We start from the raw sequence: 16,138 nt of genomic DNA on the forward strand, positions 1-16,138 counted from the left end.
TGTTAACCATCAAAGGGGCACCTCCGGTGTCATAGCGTCGAGCCGAGTGCGGTCTTGTCCCGCCAGCGCGCGCAGTTGATCGCAATATCCGGTAATGACCGCATCAAGGAACCGATCCCACTCGGTCTCAGTCAGGAAGGCGAGATCCGATTTGCCGATACTCTCGAGGTATTCGCCACCATATTGGCCACCAACGCTCATTGCCTGCATTTCATTTGGGGTGGGATCGATCATGCCTGTCCTCCTGTGACAGATGTCCTGGCAGGTGCGAGAACAGAGGCGTTTACGGCTTTGGTCCCGCCGTGGGTCTGAGACAATGAATGCGGGGTTGAACCAACCAAACCCGCGAGGTTCCCGGTGGCAGACGGCGCAGAGGCCGGAGTTGATGTGGCGCATGGATCAAACCTGTAGCCGGAGATTTCAAGAAAGCGGCCAGACGGGCGCACCGAGATCGCGGTTGGCCGGGCCAGTTGCCCCGCCTGCGCAATGGCATCGTCGACAGTGCGTGGCATCGGGCAGCCCGGCGCGCGCTTGCGCCACCACTCGAGCGCCTTCTGGCGCGCATAGCCCTGATGCGCGACACAGACCCATTCGTTGTAGGACTTGAGCCCGCAGCTATAGGTGACCTTCATTGAGGGCAGCCCGCCGCGCTTGTCATGACGGCTGTAGGACACACCATGCACTGGCAGCCATTGGACCTTCGGAGACAAAACCGGGAGCGTGGCCGCTGTAGGGGCGATCTTCACCTCACGTGCTGGAAAGACATAGCCACAATCAGGGCATTCCGTCGCCGAGAGCGCCATGATGCTGTCGCACTCGGGGCAAACCTTTGTGGGGGCCTCGCCACCCTCGCCATCGCCTGGGCGTTTCGGGCGGACCAGATCGATCGGCCCGTGGCGGCGGACATTGCCCGCAAAGTCGAGCACCAAGCAGTTTTCCTTGTCCGGAGCCAAGCGCGTGCCGCGACCGACCATTTGGACATAAAGCCCTGCGGATTTGGTTGGGCGCAGCAGAGCGATGAGATCGACGGCGGGCGCATTGAACCCGGTCGTCAGCACCCCCATTGAGGCCAGTGCGCGGATTTCACCGCGCTTGAAGGCCGCGATGATGGCATCGCGCTCCTCCTTTGGCGTGTCCCCGAAGATCGTGCGGCAGGTGATACCTTGACGCGCGAACTCTTCGGCCACATGGCGTGCGTGATCCACACCTGAGCAGAACGCCAGCCAGGATTTGCGGTCTTTTCCATGGGTGATGATCTCGGTAACGGCCGCACGCGTCGTCGCGTCCTGATCGACTGCGGCTGCCAGATCACGGGCAATGAAGTCCCCTGCACGTGTACCAACCTTCGAGACGTCGAGCCGCGTATTGGGCTGTTTCGATACCAGTGGGCTGAGATATCCTGCGTCAATGAGATCACGCACCGGCGCCTCATAGGCAATGTCAGTGAAGAGTGCGTCCTTCCCCTCATGCAGCATACCGCTGCCCGTTCGGAACGGCGTGGCCGTGAGGCCAATCACCTTCAGCACAGGATTGATTGCCTGCAGCGCGTCCAGAAAGCGCCGATACATCGTGCTGGAATTGCCCGGGATCAGATGGGCCTCATCAATCAACACCAGATCGGTGTGGCCGATCTCATGGGCGCGGCGATGGATGGATTGGATGCCAGCAAACAGGACGCGGGCCTGCGCCTCACGTTTCCCCAAGCCCGCCGAATAGATGCCCGCCGGTGCCTCTGGCCAAAGCCCGATCATCTCAGCATGGTTCTGGGCGATCAACTCGCGCACATGGGTCACGATCAGGATGCGCTGATCCGGCCACGCCTTCAGCACTCCTTCGATAAAGGACGCCATGACGAGCGACTTGCCGCCGGCTGTTGGAATGACAACCAGAGGGTTACCCTTGTTGGTCTTGAAATAGCCGTAGATCGAAGAGATCGCAGCGTTTTGGTATGGGCGCAGGGTCAGCATGGCGCGGCCTCCGTATTGCGGGCGTCATTTGACCAAGAGGCGCCATCGTTCATGCGGTAGGTGACAACATCGTCGCCCGCATCAATGACCTCACCCGGCACGAGATCGGGGATGAAGAGATGTCTGCTGCAGGCGGCCCGCTGCTCAGCTGGCGCCAGCATTCTGTCATGGCGGGCGCAGTGCCACCCGCCATCAACTGCGGTGGAATGCAGACAGGACCGACAGGTCACAGCGGCCCCACCACCCTCATGACAGGCAGCGTGGTGATCGCAAAAACGACATTCAAACCAAGCCGGATCTTCGCTGATCCGCGCTGGTGGGTGTTGGGCGAAGATAACCCGGCCAGCCTTTTCCTGAAGGCGTTCTGCCATCGCAGGATCGGCCTCAACCCGTTCGATATGCAGCGCGTCCGTGTTCTTGCAGACCGCCATGTAAAGTGCCCGAGTGATACCGGTCAGGTGCATGTAGATCTGCATCTGCGCGGCATGCTGCGGCTTGGACAGCACGACGCCCTTGGCGGTCAGCTCAGTGAAGCTCTTTACCCCATGGGTCTTGAACTCGAGCACATGCCAGGTTTTCGGCGCCTCAAGCAGTCCAAGGGCGACGCCATCGAGCGAGCCACCAAAATGACCGCCATGGGCCTCCACGCGGATTTGCCGTCCTGTTTCGGGGTCTAGTTCCAAAACAGTGGCCCCTGTGGCGCGCAGGTTGCGCACCATACGGTCCTCTTCCAGCTGGCCGGTCTCAAACAGACGCAGCAGGCGGCCAGAAAAGCGCGCAGGCGTCACCCAGCGGAAATCGTACCAGAGCGCGCGTGCGCAGGATTTGCCGATGATGGATGCGCCGAGATGGTCACGGAAACCATCACCCTGGCGGGCCTCGTAATCGGCGTAGATCGCCGTCAGCGTTGGCGTGGGTGGTGCGGGAAGATCAGCCATCACAAGCCCTCCCGTTCACTGCGGGCTTGGGCCTCAGCCAGAATGCCGCTCCAAGTGTCCGGGTCATGGCGCTCGCGCAGGACACCGATCAGAGCGTCTTTCAGCTTTTCGCGGCGACGACGGCCGGTGCCTTTGGCAAGCAACTCGGACCGTTCGCGGCACAGGTGGCGCAGCGCGGTGCGCGCCCGATGAAACCAATCAGGGTCGATAGGCTTTTGCCCCCGTTGGCGGGCCAGATCAGCCGTCGCAATCTGTGTGCGGATCTTGGCAATATCGTCGTCGAGTTCGATCAACCGGCGCTGATCATCAGGCAAGCCGGGACTGATCACGGCCCGAGGGGCCGAGTTATGCAGGTCAGTCATGGGAATATCCTCAGATGTGTTTGAGCGCTGCCCCGTCAGTCAGGGTAGCGGAGCAGCGCGATTGATCAGCCCTTCTTGTTCCAGGGCGCAGAGGCCATCTTGGGCGGGGCGGCAGCAGCCTGCGTTGTCGGCGGTGCTGCGGGGGTTGCAGCAGTGGTCGTAGCGCCCCCACCTTCAGGCGGCAGATAAGCGATGGCGTTGCTCTCGCCGTAGCCGTTTTTCGGCGGCTTGATCTTCACCTGGATCGTCATCGGGATCAGGTGCAGTTCCTCGCTGTCGCTGACATGCATCCGGCCCGTCGCATGGCAGATTGCCGACAGCGTCCGCTGTGCAATCTCGACCGTGGTGGGGTTCGGGTTCACCAGGTTCAGCTGATCAAAGATCTTCCGGCCTTTATGCTGGCCGTCCAAAATATCCAGCATCAGCCAGAGAAACTGCCCCATACCATTGCGGGTCACGCGCATCTCGCTCTCGACGATCTGGGCGCGGTATTTTCCTGCGGGCAGCAGCTCGTAAGGGGTGGTGGGTTCAACGCTGGTGGCGTCAAAGGACGTATCAAAACGTGCCATGGTCATATCCTTTCAAGGCAATCATTGGGATTGGGGCATGGCTGCGAGGAACTCTGACCACGAAAGCGGTAGAGTGTCCGGCAGGCCGTAACGGTTCTTGGCGAGGAAGGCGGGGCGCTCCTCGGTGTGCATGACGCGCGCACCGGACCCGAGCGCCCGGGTCACCTTCTTGTTGAAGCCGACATCGGATTTGGCGACCGAGATCTGGTAGTTGGCAAACAGCACCACATCAGAATGCTCCTGCAGAAGCGCAGAGGCGCGGGTCTGCAGCTTGATCACATACCGATCGTAAGGTTCGTGTTCGGGGCTGTCGAAACGCTTGATGTCGGTATGGGCGATCTGGATGACCACCATGCCTTTGCGGTCGCGCAGCGCATTCAGCTTGTCGAGGTATTCACGCCAAATGGTCAGCGCCTCGGCGTAACCTTTGCCAAAGCCCGGGGTTTCGATCGACTGCCAGCCATTGCGTTTGCACGCCTCAGCCCAGATCAGCGGCTCGAGCCAGTCGACGCTGTCAACGACGACCGTGCCATAGTCGTGATCTTCCTCCAGCAAGGCGTCGAGCGCTTGTGCAACTTCGGCATAACTGGTCGCCAACGGAAAATGCGGGACCTGCAGTTTGCCAAGACCATCCTCGGTCATGATGAACACCGGCGCGCCCGCGTCAGCCGCGAAGGTGGATTTGCCGACCCCGGCTACGCCGTGGATCAGGATACGCGGTGGTTGGAGCACCGAACTGGTGCGCAGAGATGCAAGAGAAATAGCCATCAGCGCACCTCCTCGCCCAGCACCAAGCGGAACTTGGGCTTGCCGGTCCGGACCGTACGCGCAGGCTCAAAACCTTTGCGCCAGCTTTCTGGCAGCGCCGTGTATTTGCGCTCTGACACCTTCAACGTGGTCTCGATGAACTCGGCCGGGTCCTCACCTGCTGAGGCTATGTTTTCGGCGATCTGGGCGAGTTGCACCTGATCCCAATCGATCCGTTTGGTCAGGTCCGAAATCACGGTGACGTCGCCATCTGCAAAGCGGATCGTGCCGGTGTCCTTGCCTGCCTCAACGCGGCATTCGGCAGCACGCTCGGCGTATTTCAGGGAGATGGCACCATCGAGCCAATCCGAGACCGTCTTGGCCTGGGTGAGCTGCTGATCAGCCGCCTCCTTCAGCATTGCCAGCTGATCAGCAGGCAGTGCAGCGATTTGGCCGACCGGCATGCGGTGGATATCCGCCAGTGTGATGTGGTTAGGAATTGTCATATTCGTCCCCCTTACGCCGACATTGGGCGGTGGGGCTCGTGGTCCGAACCGCGGATTTGCTCGACCTCGAAAGCCTCGACGTCTTCGAGCCGGTAAATGACCCGGCCACCCAGTTTGATGAATTTCGGGCCTTCACCCGTCCACCGCCAACGCTCCAGCGTGCGATGTGAAATGTTCCAGCGAGCCGCCAGCTCGATCTGGGAAAGGTGTCTTAGCGCCATGTGAACCTCCTTGTGGTTTTTGCGAACACTTGCGGGATCACCATGACCGAGGGGCTGGGAGGCACCGTGGAGGCAAGCGGGAGGCAAACTGGGAGGCAGCGAAGTTAGATGCCTAAAAATGAAAAAAGCCGCCCCTAAGGACGGCCTTTTCATAGAAGCACGAGAAGCAGGATCAGGGATCGATCCAGCAGTTTCCGTTCTCGACCTTGACGAAACGCCATTTGTCGATGTCGCGGCCAAAAGCCTTTTTCAGTGTGTTCACCTGACCACCATAGCCAGCCTCTTCCAGAACAGTGGCAAGACGCAGAACTTGTGACTTTGACCAATAGGCCGCAAACAGAATTTCCAAGAACCGACGCTGTTTGTCCCCGCGGAACGTGAGAGTTTCACCCCGGTACCAGACGATCCCACAATCTTCAGAATGATCAATCGGGAACCGATGCTGCGCCTCGCCCGGGAAGACCCTTGCGCCGACGGCCTGCGGTGAGATGGCCAGCTTTCCAGGCGCTTTGGCCACATCGGTCACACTGATGATGATGTCCTTCTTACTCGCAGCAACAGGAAGGCGATCGCCTGGTGTGGACGTCAGGATGACACGGACCTCATCAGGCGGCCTGCGTTCCAGGAGAGTACCAACCTTTTTCCACACCGCAGGATCTGAAAGCCGACGCGCAAACCAGACCGGCACGGGGAATTTCGCCCCCTTGAGCTGGATGGTGCCAATGTCCCAGGCGACACTATCGATCAACGAGATCGGGCGCGCCGGGGCAGCACGCTCGAAATCTACCAGCATCTTCGCGAAGAGCAGCGGGTAATCAACTGCAAGAGCTGCGATCTCCTTGGCATCGACCGCAACCCACCGACCGATGCTGTTGTTGTATCCATACTGCCTGCGCTCGGCGCACCACTCTGCAGGGATGGGCTCGTCTTCGTAGTCATCCATAGCGGTGACGACCGGGATATGTCCGGACGCGACCATCAACTTGGCCTCGAGCAACTGATCCGTTGCCCGAGGTGAAACTTGCCGCAGGACCGATGCCTGCACCTTGGCGGTGCGGGTTTCAACGACCTGCAGCAGCATATCGACCGCCCGCTTAGTCAATGAGGTCACCGATGTCGGAGCTGTCGGTCAGAATGCCCCAACGGCGCAGATACTTGTCGCCGATCAGGCGCTCATGCGGGGTCATGTCCTTCAAATTGCAGCCATGTGGCATGGTCACCGTCAGTGTCAACGATTTGCCCCGCCCGCCGCTCGGGCCGGGCTGAAACTTGATTGTGAACCGCGCGCGCGTGACGATCCATTCAGGCGCTTCAGATGCAACGGACAGGACATGCCCAGAACTGCCAATGTCGAGCCCAATTCTTTCTTCTGCCATTTCCCACACGGTGCGGTCGGCACCCGACATGGATTCGAGGATGATCCGTTCGTTAGGCTGGCCAACCTCCATAAGACGCAATTCTTTCACGGTGACGTCCGCGATGCCGTCATCAACGTCAGTCGGGAAGTCAAAGGGCTTCAAAAGCATCCGAAGATCATATTCCCGCAGCGGTATATGCTTTTCTTCGAAGTCGATCCCGAGCAGGTCCCGCGCCATGTAGGCAGTAAGATCCCTCCGGTCTGCAATTGTATTGGCCACCACCTCTATGACGCCGGTATCCGCCTCGTAAGTCAGCGCAGCCTCAAAAACCGGCTTCACGATGCGGCGGGACAATGTGCTGTTTGCGTCGAAGCCCAGCATGTCCTCCGGCCGCCCTTCGCGGTAGACGGCAACCTGAACGAGATCGCATTCCTGATCATCGAGGATGACACGGTGCCGGTCGAAAACATCGACATGAACATGCGGCGTGTCGAAACGCTCGCGGATTGCCTTGGTGAAGTCAGCTACCGATGCAGCATCCCGGCGGACCACGCGGTCCTTTTCCACTTCAAAGCCGCTCCATGACCGTCCACGGCGCCGTTCATCATTGTAGCGGACCTCTTCAGCCTTACGAAACTGGTCTGGTTCATTCAGAAACACCCACAGCGAACGATTATTAGCCCCCTCCAGCGTGTCGAACACCTGCCGGTTGATGACGACATTCTGCAGCGCATTCTGGCCCGGTTCGTCCGCGAGAGCAGCGACCTGACTGGCATTCATGACAACGCGTTGTTTTTCACGTTCGTCCATGTCGTCGACAGCTTTGATCAGCGGCTCGACGACCTCCGCCTCAGGCTTGGTCCAATCGACCGGTGGAAGGGATGTGAACCCGGAGCCGGTAAAATAGTCATGCAACCGTGTGACGGGGGTCTTGCGAAGGAAGGAGGCGATAGCAGTCATAGGAGCCCTTTCTGGCGAGGAGTATGAGGGAATCGGCGCAAAGCGATACGATAATGTTCGATATACACCGAACAAACCGCCAAGTCTACTTGCGCGGCACGTTTTTGTTCGGCATACCGAACAAGCTTCCTACAACCAAGGAAAACAAGGATGATACTATGACCACGTCCCTCGGCGCCAAGATCAAGCGCCATCGCCAGGAGAAGGGATACTCCCTCGACAAGCTCGCGGAATTGACCGACTCGAGCAAGAGCTACATTTGGGAGTTGGAAAACCGCGACGCACGCAAGCCTTCCGGCGAAAAGCTGACCCGCATCGCACAGGCCCTAGAGGTCACCACTGATTACCTCCTCGACGAAAGCGCAGAACCCGGTGATGAGGTTCTGAAGGAAGCCTTCTTCCGCAAGTTCAGCAAGCTCGACCCGGATGACCAAGCAAAGATCAATCAGATGATTGATGCGTGGGGAAAGAAGGATTGAGCCTGCCTACGACGCCACAGGGTTGGGCAATCCGCCTAACCCAAATCCTGTCGCTGCATCAGGCAGCGCATGGGCTACCACGGTTTCCAATCGATGTTGCCGCGCTGGCACAGGATGTCTCTCGACAGGTATTTCCGGATGCACCGATAACTATGGTCGGCGGCCTGGACCTCTCCAAGGGCGTCGAAGGCATGTTGATGCCGAACCCTGACGGTTCCGGAGAGTGGGGCATAATCTACAACGATACAATCCGTTCGCCGGGACGGCAGAACTTCACGTTGGCCCATGAACTGGGCCATTACCTGCTGCACCGTCAGACCAATCCCAACGGTCTCGAATGCACCAATCGCAACATGGCTGACTGGGATGAGGGGCGGAATAAGATCGAAGGGGAGGCAAACACCTTCGCCTCCTACCTTTTGATGCCGCTGGATGATTTCCGTGAGCAGATCAAAGGCCGGGTCATTGATATCGATCTGATGACTGATTTGGCCGACCGCTACGCCGTGTCACTTACAGCCGCGATCCTGAAATGGATGACCATCACCGACAAGCGTGCGATGATCGTGGTTGGCAAAGAGGGATTCATCGACTGGGCATGGTCCAGCGAGCCGTTGTTGAAATCCGGCGTCTTCTATCGCGCACGCCAAACAGTAACGGAACTGCCTGCCGCCTCCTTGGCCGCGCAGGACGTGGACTGGGATACTGGTCGCCATGGTCACCTCCACCCCGCAGGTGTCTGGTTGGGGTCTGAGCCTGTTCAGGAAATGACGGTGTTCTCGCCCAGCAACGACCAAATGACGATCTCGCTGCTGATTTATCCTGACCGCGCACCATCCCGATGGGAGATGGCCGAGCTGGAAGAAGAGCAGACCGTCGATACGTTCGACAAATTCATGGATGGACGGACAGGCTGATTCGGCTCAGCGGCAACGATAGGCACTCCGCGTACTCGTATATTCATTACGCAGAGATACGCGGCTTTACGCGCAAGTCGCAGATGTCCTCAAATCATTGATTTACTTGTTTTTTCTGTATTTTTAGATACCTTTTGGCCATCATCTCAATCGCGAAAAGTCGCCATGCCTAAAAACACATCAGGCCCGATTTCGGGTCCCAATCCCCTATGCCCTGAGCGCATGTCAGCAGACGCGCGCCTCGAAGAAATTGGCCGCATACTCGCCGCAGCCGTGGTTCGGCTGAACGCCGAACAGTCCAGCGATTTATCTTCTGAGAACGGAGACAGTTTCGTGGACTTCTCGCCCCGAAAGAGCGGTGGTCGTCGTGCAAAACGTATCCGCATCGGAGGAATTGATGAAACATCACAATAAGATAACCTCAGCATTACCAGGAAGCGATCCAACCCTGGACCAGACTGTGCTGTCGCGCCTGGCCGCCCTGAAGGCGATGTCGGTCAAGGAACTCAAAGCTGAATGGGAAAAGCTCCTAGGCACCTCGGCGCCAAACAATAGCCGGGCATTTCTTGAACTTCGCATCGCATATCGGATCCAGGAGCTGACCTACAGCGGTCCAGATCGAGAGACCCGCCGCATGCTGGACCTGCTGGCAGACGAGGTTGAAGGCCATGCCCGCCGCAAACATCAGATCGCCGATCCCCGCAATCCTGTAGCCGGAACGAAACTCCTGCGCGAATGGGACGGCACCGAGCATACCGTCACAGTGCTGAAGGACGGCTTTGACTGGCAAGGCCGCAAATACAAATCACTCTCGGCGGTGGCCCGCGCAATCACCGGAACGCGCTGGAATGGGTATCGCTTTTTCGGTCTACGTGAACGCAAGCAGGAGGAAGCATGATGGACATCACCGCCCGTCCAAACCGCCGCCTGCGCTGCGCCATCTACACCCGTAAGTCGACGGAAGAAGGGCTCGACATGGAGTTCAATACCCTCGACGCCCAGCGAGAGGCCTGCGAGGCCTATATCGCCAGTCAGAAGTCCGAGGGATGGGTGGCCACCCGCGACCGCTATGACGATGGCGGTTTTTCTGGCGGCAACCTTGAACGCCCCGGCCTGAAGCAATTGCTAGCCGACATCGACGATGGTCTGGTCGATGTCGTGGTCGTTTACAAAATCGACCGCCTGTCGCGATCGCTGATGGATTTCTCCAAGCTGGTCGAGGTTTTCGACCGCAATGGCGTCACCTTCGTGTCGGTCACGCAGTCGTTCAACACCACCACGTCGATGGGGCGGCTGACGCTGAACATCCTGCTCTCCTTCGCCCAGTTCGAACGTGAGGTCATCGGTGAGCGCATCCGCGATAAGGTGGCAGCATCACGCAAGCGCGGGATCTGGATGGGGGGCTATGTGCCGCTCGGCTACGATGTGCAGGATCGCAAACTGTTGGTCAACGAGGCCGAGGCCGCATCGGTCCGTCGCATATTCGAGCGGTTTGTCGAATTGGGTTCCGCCACGGTTTTGGCGCGGGAGCTACGTGGTGATGGGTTCCGCAACAAGCAGGGCACGCTGATCGACAAAGGCTACCTCTACCGGCTCCTGAACAACCGTGTTTATCGCGGTGAGGCCGTCCACAAGGGCAAGGCCTACCCAGGCGAGCATGACGCCATCATCGACGAAGCGCTTTGGGATCAAGTCCACGCAATCCTCAAGGAAAGCCCGCGCAAACGTGCCAACAACAGCCGGTCGCGGACACCCGCGCTCCTGAAAGGGTTGATCTTCAGCGACACCGGCGCGGCCATGACGCCGACCAGCACGAAAAAAGGCGCGAAGCTTTATCGCTACTATGTGTCGATGGACGTGATCCGGAACCGTGAGACTGGTGAAGAAACCGCCCCAATGCGGCTGGCCGCAGGAATGGTCGAGGATGCCGTCGTGACCGAGGTTCGGCGCATTCTACAGACGCCAGAGGTCGTGTCGCAGGTGCTCGTGGCCCTTAAAAAGGAACAGGTTGCAGTTTCGGAAGCCGACGCCATCGCAGCCCTTCACGAGTTCAAGGCACTCTGGTCGCAACTCTTCCCGGCAGAGCAGGCCCGCATCATCCAGCTTCTCGTCCGGCGCGTTACCGTTACGGCAGCAGGGCTTGAGGTCGACATCAGGCGCGAAGGGATCGCAGGTGTGATCCGCGAGATGGTCACGCCGCGCCAGATGGAGGCTGCGGAATGACCAAGCCTGACGACACGATCCGCGTGCTGATTCCGTTGAAGGTCCGCAAGAAGAACGGGCGGCCCAAAATCCTACCGCCATCTGACTATCTCCCAAGCGAGGACCAGACGCAGGACCCGCATGTCCTGCGCGCCATCGGCCGGGCATGGGGATGGCGGCGGCGTATGGAAGCTGGCGAGTTTGCCACGATCCAGGAACTGGCTGAAGCCGTCGGTTTGGCCGAACGTCATGTCAGCCGCCAGTTGCGGCTGGCATACCTTGCGCCGGAGGTGCTCAAGCGGATTACCTGCGGACGCGAGGCGTCGGCGGTCAGCCTGTACGATCTGTGTTTTTTGGCAGGGGAGGCTTGGTGGGAACAAGTTGACCGCGTGCTCGAACACTCTAAACCCTGACCCAAGTTTTGATCGAATTCCGCCGCTGCACCACCTTCGCCAAGATTTCGCTGATTTCGCGAGGTCAGCCATGTTTAGCCCTATGGCAGCCAGCATTGGTAGTTATTACCATCTTCATCTTGACGAAATGGCTGCGTCGATCATGTCGCCTGCCGCTTTCATGTCAGAATTGATTAACCTTCCTGGAACCCGGACGGGCTTGATCCCGAGACCTTCCAATGCGACGTTGATCTTAGCATCCGTTTGCTTTTGCTTGCGCCTATCGTGGTGCGCACCATCGCAGAAGATCGCAACACGTTCCTCCGGAAGGAACATGTCGACTTCAACAAGAATATTTTGCCCGCGACGGAACTCAATATCTGAGTAAACATCATATAGGGATTGGTAACTACTGCCGTCCGGGTATATGAGGCATTGGCACTGCGGCGTCCTCCCCCGTGAAAGCATTTCTTGGAACAAAAAGAGCTCAATCGGGGTCTCTAATCCCCAAAGTCTCCGGGCTCGAACCTCAGAGAATGGTGTAAAGAGTTTTTTCATTCTGTTTCGTCGGTATGCCTTTTTCGACTGTTCATCCGGCATGAATGTGTCGAACTCGACTAAGTCATCCCGATCATAGTTGAGCGCCAAAAAATATCGTTCGATCACAATCCCTAATTCGTCAATAGGGTGCTTTCCCGAACTGAAATTTGCTGCAAACCCGCCGTGGGCATACATGCCCCAATCGCCGCTAAATGGGTCAAAACTTGTATAGACGTCTTCTGTATTGACCGGTGCCCCTCTCAATGCGGCGACCCCGTCGATCGATGTTTGGGTTACTTTCCCACGCTTCGAAGCTGGAATTGCAGAAATCGCAAAAGGCACAGCATTGACGCTGCCTTCAAAAGTTTCCCACCAAGCGAGGCTGAGCACAACTTGTACCATCTGAAACTGCGTTCCGCGTTCCCGGAAATATTCTATTTCTCCATCTGTGGGTGCTGCGGATAGAGCCTGACCCGCGGCGCCTAACATAGCGCCTGTCACCGGCTGAATGCCAAATGCCGGCATCAATGATAGGCGCACGACCTCCGGTATCATGTCCCACGAAACCGAGAACGGTTCAGGCGGGCATAACACTTTTTCGCCGAAGTCAGCTAATCGTGCTGGGCGCTCTTCGATCATACAGTCTCCTTTAAACACTCCGGACAGTACACCATCGCGCCCGAGGCGGACTTTGTATCATCCTTTCGTTGGGCTCAACCTTTCGCGTTTCGGTTATTGCGGATTGTGCTGTCAGAGATGGTATGCATTGAAGCAATGCGGACCACTCGATCGGCTCAACTTCAATGAAAACTTGCCTGAAAGGCCGTCGCGGTTAACGAGACATGGGCATCTAGTGGGGGGTGCAACTCAAACGCTTTCGGTTCACGCGAGAAGTTCCAGAGACGGAACAGGCACCATTCCGACCGGCGCTCTTCGGCGACCGCCAGTTCATTGCGGGAAATGTAAAAGGGCGTGCGTTCCCAGCCGTTTGTCGTTTTCACCTCGATCAAACGCGCCTGTCCGTCCGGCGTGAAGCTGGCAATGTCGTACCCGGCACCATCGCCATCCTCTTCTGAAACCCAACGCACCTTGCGCGCCAGATCCTCTCGATCGGCCAACTTCAGTGCGGATCGCTCGTGTGCAATGACCCGCTCTTCTCCGGCACGGCCGAGGGCCCGGTTGCGTTCATCCCGACCCGCCACGTCAAACTTTCTGGCAACATGTAGCATCTGCTCCAGTTCCTGAGGCGGGGGCTGGTTAGACATTGTCGGTGACGGTCCAATCCAGATCTGCGCAGCCTCGCGCAAACCATTTGCTGGTCGCGAGCTCGGCATCCGCCCAAGCCAGGCCGGGTTCCATGCCAACCAGCGCGCCACAGCATCAACCAAGGTCATCTGGAAATTAAACGCTGGCTTGTAGCCGGGGATCCAATCTTCGCCGAGCCCCTTCAGTACGGCGCTGATATTCTGATGCTTGAACTCGATCGAGCCTTCAGTTCGGCTCCGTAAAAGGGGCATCAAGCTGCGCCGGTGCTGAGCCTTATTGTATGGACGGCCCGCCATGTCCTCAGCCAGCATCGCGAAGTAATCCGCGACGATCAGGTCGTTTTCTGCATCTGTCCAGGGCCCGTTCGACATGCAGCCAGGCTATGAGCGGAAAGTCTGTTTGTCATCAACGACTTCTCGCGACCGTTCGCACCACCCCGCACGACCACGCCGCCTTCGGGTGTCTCTGATGGTGTCGATAGCGGTCGAACCTGCCTCAACTGCGGCGCAATCAATTTTTGCCAAGCACTTGGAAAGGAACACAATTTTGAATGCGTCTCGATTTGAGTGAAGGGCGGGTGGAAAGAGACGCTGGGCTTTCAGAGACTGATTTCGGCCGAAACGCCAGTCTCCGAAAGTCGGATGGCCTCGCTAAAACCCTTTGAAACAAAAAGAAAAAAGGCCCCGTCAGGGACCTCATCTCGGGTTTGCGATGTGCAAGTGGCGGACAGACAGGGATTCGAACCCTGGAGACGGTCTCCCGCCTACACACTTTCCAGGCGTGCGCCTTCGACCACTCGGCCACCTGTCCGTAGCGGGGGTTTAGCCGCAACTTGGCAGACTTTGCAAGACCTTCCGAACGATTTGTTCTGCCTGTTTGCCCCTGCCCCGCAGCCCCGCTATATTGCCCTAACCCAAGCGGAGCTATTGACCCCCGATGTTGCATGACCCGCCCAAGCCGACCAGCCCGGAAAAGCGTATCGATACGGCCCGGCTACAGACCGGCGCGCTGATCATCATCGCTTTTGCGGTGGTGTTGTTCCTGCTGGTGCAGGCCCGGTTCATCCTGATTTCATTGGCGACCGCGATCATCCTGTTCAGCCTGACCAGCGATGTGATCAATTTCATCGCCCGCCAGCGGATCGGCCCGTTACGGATTCCAAATGCCATTGCCAGCATCGCGGCCATGGTGCTGATCGCGACGGCCTTGCTGATCCTGACATCGGTGCTGCTGGCGCAGGTCAACACCGTGCTGGTGACGACGCTGGCCTATACCGAACGGGCGCCATCGGCGATTGCGTCGATGTTTGGCTGGCTAAGCGAGGATAATCAGGCCGCCATTTTCAACGCGGTCCGGTCGATCGATGCGACCAGCTATCTGCGCAGCGCGGCAGGACAGGCCAGCGGCATCACACAGGCCACCGTTCTGATCATCCTGTTCGTCGGGTTTTTGTTCGCCGAACGGATCTGGTTCGATACCAAGCTTGAAAGCCTGATCGGCGACAAGGCGCAGGCCCTGCGCGTGCGCAAGATCATCCAGTCGATCATCCACCGCGTGAACTATTACCTGCTGGTCAAGACCGTGATCAGCGGCATCACCGGTGCGATGGTCTATGCGCTGGCCCTTGCCTTCCAGCTGGAACTGGCAACCGCGCTGGGCGTCATCACCTTTGTTTTGAATTTCATCCCCAATATCGGGTCGATCCTTGCAACCGGCCTGATCGCGCTGGTGACGCATGTGCAGTTTGGCGCCCCGAATACGACATTGGCGATATTCGTCATCGCGACCGGTATCCAGTTTCTGAACGGCAATGTCATCGACCCGATGCTCATGGGCCGCGCGCTGCGGCTGTCGTCATTCGGGATCATCCTGTCGCTTGCGTTTTGGGGGGCTGTCTGGGGCGTTCCGGGCATGTTCTTGTCGGTGCCGATCATGGTCATGTTGCTGGTGGTATGCAGCCATGTGCCCGACCTGCGTCCCTTTGCAATCTTGTTGTCACGCGAAGGATTGCCCGACACCGAACAGATGCTGAATGAAACGGCCAAGCGTGACGTTTTCCAAAAGCCGCCGAAACCCTCAGGCGACATTTAGGGGCTCGCTTTGCCTATGACGGGTTGGCTGGCGTAATAAATCACATCTTCGGTGAAATATTGATAGCTGTCGGCGTTTTCAATCGCGAGGTCGGGGTCTTGCACAGCCATGCCCATGCAATCGCGGCGGGTATAGCAATGATCCTCGGTCCCACCGGCGCTGCGGAAATGCGACAACTCGTGGATCAAGGTGCCTTCGCGGGTGCCATTGTCACTGGCGCGGGTGCCAGGCCGCAGGGATGCAAGCACGGGCATGTCAAAGAAAGATGGACACAGATAGATATGATAAGGTTTATGCGCATAGACCCACGCATATTCGTCGTTGCCACACCCTTGGTCGCGCAGGGTGTCGCATTGCAAGCTGACACCGCCCGCGCGGATTGCCCGCACCACCGATTTAAGCGTGGCGCGCGCCGTTTCGGCGTTACGGTCGGAATAGGTGCCAAACCAGCGGGCATAATCCGGTGTATCGCCCACCGCGGCGGCAGCCGTGATTGCCAGGGATTTGGCATGGTCCAATGCGGCGCGCACAATCACATCCTGCGCGGGGCTGCAATGCACCACATTCTGCGCTATCGCGGATTGCGCCCCCAGCAGACATAAAACAACCAATATCACGCGCAT

General features: G+C 58.4%; 19 protein-coding genes and 1 tRNA gene. 6 read left to right on the top strand and 14 right to left on the bottom strand.

Features of this window, described 5'->3' with window-relative positions:
• Window positions 1-9: 9 nt before the first annotated feature.
• From ACPF9B_RS06540 to ACPF9B_RS06585, 10 genes are all read right to left on the bottom strand, one after another.
• The gene (locus tag ACPF9B_RS06540; RefSeq protein ID WP_424180104.1) at window positions 10-234 is read right to left on the bottom strand and encodes a DUF6511 domain-containing protein; all 225 of its coding nucleotides are present in this window, start codon (window positions 232-234) and stop codon (window positions 10-12) included.
• Window positions 231-1,967 (bottom strand): DEAD/DEAH box helicase, encoded by a 1,737-nt coding sequence (locus tag ACPF9B_RS06545; protein WP_424180106.1) that lies wholly within the window; start codon window positions 1,965-1,967, stop codon window positions 231-233. The genes ACPF9B_RS06540 and ACPF9B_RS06545 overlap by 4 nt, the downstream gene beginning before the upstream one ends.
• Entirely contained in the window at window positions 1,961-2,905 is a 945-nt protein-coding gene (locus tag ACPF9B_RS06550; RefSeq protein WP_424180108.1) for a hypothetical protein, read from the bottom strand. Before ACPF9B_RS06550 ends, ACPF9B_RS06545 begins: the two co-directional genes overlap by 7 nt.
• Entirely contained in the window at window positions 2,905-3,267 is a 363-nt protein-coding gene (locus ACPF9B_RS06555) for a hypothetical protein (protein WP_424180110.1), read from the bottom strand. The genes ACPF9B_RS06550 and ACPF9B_RS06555 overlap by 1 nt, the downstream gene beginning before the upstream one ends.
• Before the next feature lie 65 nt (window positions 3,268-3,332).
• Window positions 3,333-3,836: a DUF669 domain-containing protein gene (locus tag ACPF9B_RS06560; RefSeq protein WP_424180112.1), complete on the bottom strand. Its 504-nt coding sequence runs from the start codon at window positions 3,834-3,836 to the stop codon at window positions 3,333-3,335.
• 21 nt (window positions 3,837-3,857) lie between these two features.
• Window positions 3,858-4,604, bottom strand: a complete 747-nt coding sequence (locus ACPF9B_RS06565) for an ATP-binding protein (RefSeq protein WP_058243160.1) — start codon at window positions 4,602-4,604, stop codon at window positions 3,858-3,860.
• Entirely contained in the window at window positions 4,604-5,089 is a 486-nt protein-coding gene (locus tag ACPF9B_RS06570; RefSeq protein WP_424180114.1) for a hypothetical protein, read from the bottom strand. Before ACPF9B_RS06570 ends, ACPF9B_RS06565 begins: the two co-directional genes overlap by 1 nt.
• Before the next feature lie 11 nt (window positions 5,090-5,100).
• Window positions 5,101-5,310, bottom strand: a complete 210-nt coding sequence (locus ACPF9B_RS06575; protein ID WP_027261246.1) for a helix-turn-helix transcriptional regulator — start codon at window positions 5,308-5,310, stop codon at window positions 5,101-5,103.
• Between the two features lie 172 nt (window positions 5,311-5,482).
• The gene (locus ACPF9B_RS06580; protein WP_424180117.1) at window positions 5,483-6,391 is read right to left on the bottom strand and encodes a hypothetical protein; all 909 of its coding nucleotides are present in this window, start codon (window positions 6,389-6,391) and stop codon (window positions 5,483-5,485) included.
• A 13-nt stretch (window positions 6,392-6,404) separates the two neighbouring features.
• Window positions 6,405-7,628, bottom strand: coding sequence for a hypothetical protein (locus tag ACPF9B_RS06585; RefSeq protein ID WP_424180119.1), 1,224 nt, complete (start codon window positions 7,626-7,628; stop codon window positions 6,405-6,407).
• Between the two features lie 158 nt (window positions 7,629-7,786).
• Between ACPF9B_RS06585 and ACPF9B_RS06590 the strand changes: the two genes are divergently transcribed.
• The 5 genes from ACPF9B_RS06590 to ACPF9B_RS06610 all read left to right on the top strand — a co-directional run bounded on the left by ACPF9B_RS06590 (window position 7,787) and on the right by ACPF9B_RS06610 (window position 11,639).
• Window positions 7,787-8,107, top strand: a complete 321-nt coding sequence (locus ACPF9B_RS06590) for a helix-turn-helix domain-containing protein (protein ID WP_424180121.1) — start codon at window positions 7,787-7,789, stop codon at window positions 8,105-8,107.
• On the top strand, window positions 8,104-9,024 hold the full coding sequence (locus ACPF9B_RS06595; RefSeq protein WP_424180123.1) for an ImmA/IrrE family metallo-endopeptidase: 921 nt from the start codon (window positions 8,104-8,106) through the stop codon (window positions 9,022-9,024). The genes ACPF9B_RS06590 and ACPF9B_RS06595 overlap by 4 nt, the downstream gene beginning before the upstream one ends.
• Window positions 9,025-9,514: 490 nt before the next feature.
• Window positions 9,515-9,922, top strand: a complete 408-nt coding sequence (locus ACPF9B_RS06600) for a DUF2924 domain-containing protein (protein ID WP_424180369.1) — start codon at window positions 9,515-9,517, stop codon at window positions 9,920-9,922.
• Window positions 9,922-11,247 carry a recombinase family protein gene (locus ACPF9B_RS06605; RefSeq protein ID WP_424180371.1) on the top strand — a complete coding sequence of 442 codons (1,326 nt, stop codon included), beginning with the start codon at window positions 9,922-9,924 and terminating at the stop codon, window positions 11,245-11,247. Before ACPF9B_RS06600 ends, ACPF9B_RS06605 begins: the two co-directional genes overlap by 1 nt.
• On the top strand, window positions 11,244-11,639 hold the full coding sequence (locus tag ACPF9B_RS06610; RefSeq protein WP_424180125.1) for a hypothetical protein: 396 nt from the start codon (window positions 11,244-11,246) through the stop codon (window positions 11,637-11,639). Before ACPF9B_RS06605 ends, ACPF9B_RS06610 begins: the two co-directional genes overlap by 4 nt.
• 114 nt (window positions 11,640-11,753) lie before the next feature.
• Here ACPF9B_RS06610 and ACPF9B_RS06615 read toward each other — a convergent pair whose 3' ends face one another.
• From ACPF9B_RS06615 to ACPF9B_RS06625, 3 genes are all read right to left on the bottom strand, one after another.
• Entirely contained in the window at window positions 11,754-12,797 is a 1,044-nt protein-coding gene (locus ACPF9B_RS06615) for a hypothetical protein (RefSeq protein ID WP_424180127.1), read from the bottom strand.
• A 161-nt stretch (window positions 12,798-12,958) separates the two neighbouring features.
• The gene (locus ACPF9B_RS06620) at window positions 12,959-13,795 is read right to left on the bottom strand and encodes a DUF3883 domain-containing protein (protein ID WP_424180129.1); all 837 of its coding nucleotides are present in this window, start codon (window positions 13,793-13,795) and stop codon (window positions 12,959-12,961) included.
• A gap of 349 nt (window positions 13,796-14,144) precedes the next feature.
• Window positions 14,145-14,234: transfer RNA gene (locus ACPF9B_RS06625), tRNA-Ser, on the bottom strand.
• Between the two features lie 126 nt (window positions 14,235-14,360).
• Between ACPF9B_RS06625 and ACPF9B_RS06630 the strand changes: the two genes are divergently transcribed.
• Window positions 14,361-15,515 (top strand): AI-2E family transporter, encoded by a 1,155-nt coding sequence (locus tag ACPF9B_RS06630; protein WP_424180131.1) that lies wholly within the window; start codon window positions 14,361-14,363, stop codon window positions 15,513-15,515.
• On the opposite strand, the gene ACPF9B_RS06635 is transcribed toward ACPF9B_RS06630, so the two are convergent.
• A complete protein-coding gene (locus ACPF9B_RS06635) occupies window positions 15,512-16,138 on the bottom strand; it encodes a M35 family metallo-endopeptidase (RefSeq protein ID WP_424180133.1) in 627 nt (208 codons plus the stop codon). The genes ACPF9B_RS06630 and ACPF9B_RS06635 overlap by 4 nt on opposite strands.

The organism is Yoonia sp. TsM2_T14_4 (assembly GCF_049602355.1).
Classification (GTDB): domain Bacteria; phylum Pseudomonadota; class Alphaproteobacteria; order Rhodobacterales; family Rhodobacteraceae; genus Yoonia; species Yoonia vestfoldensis_A.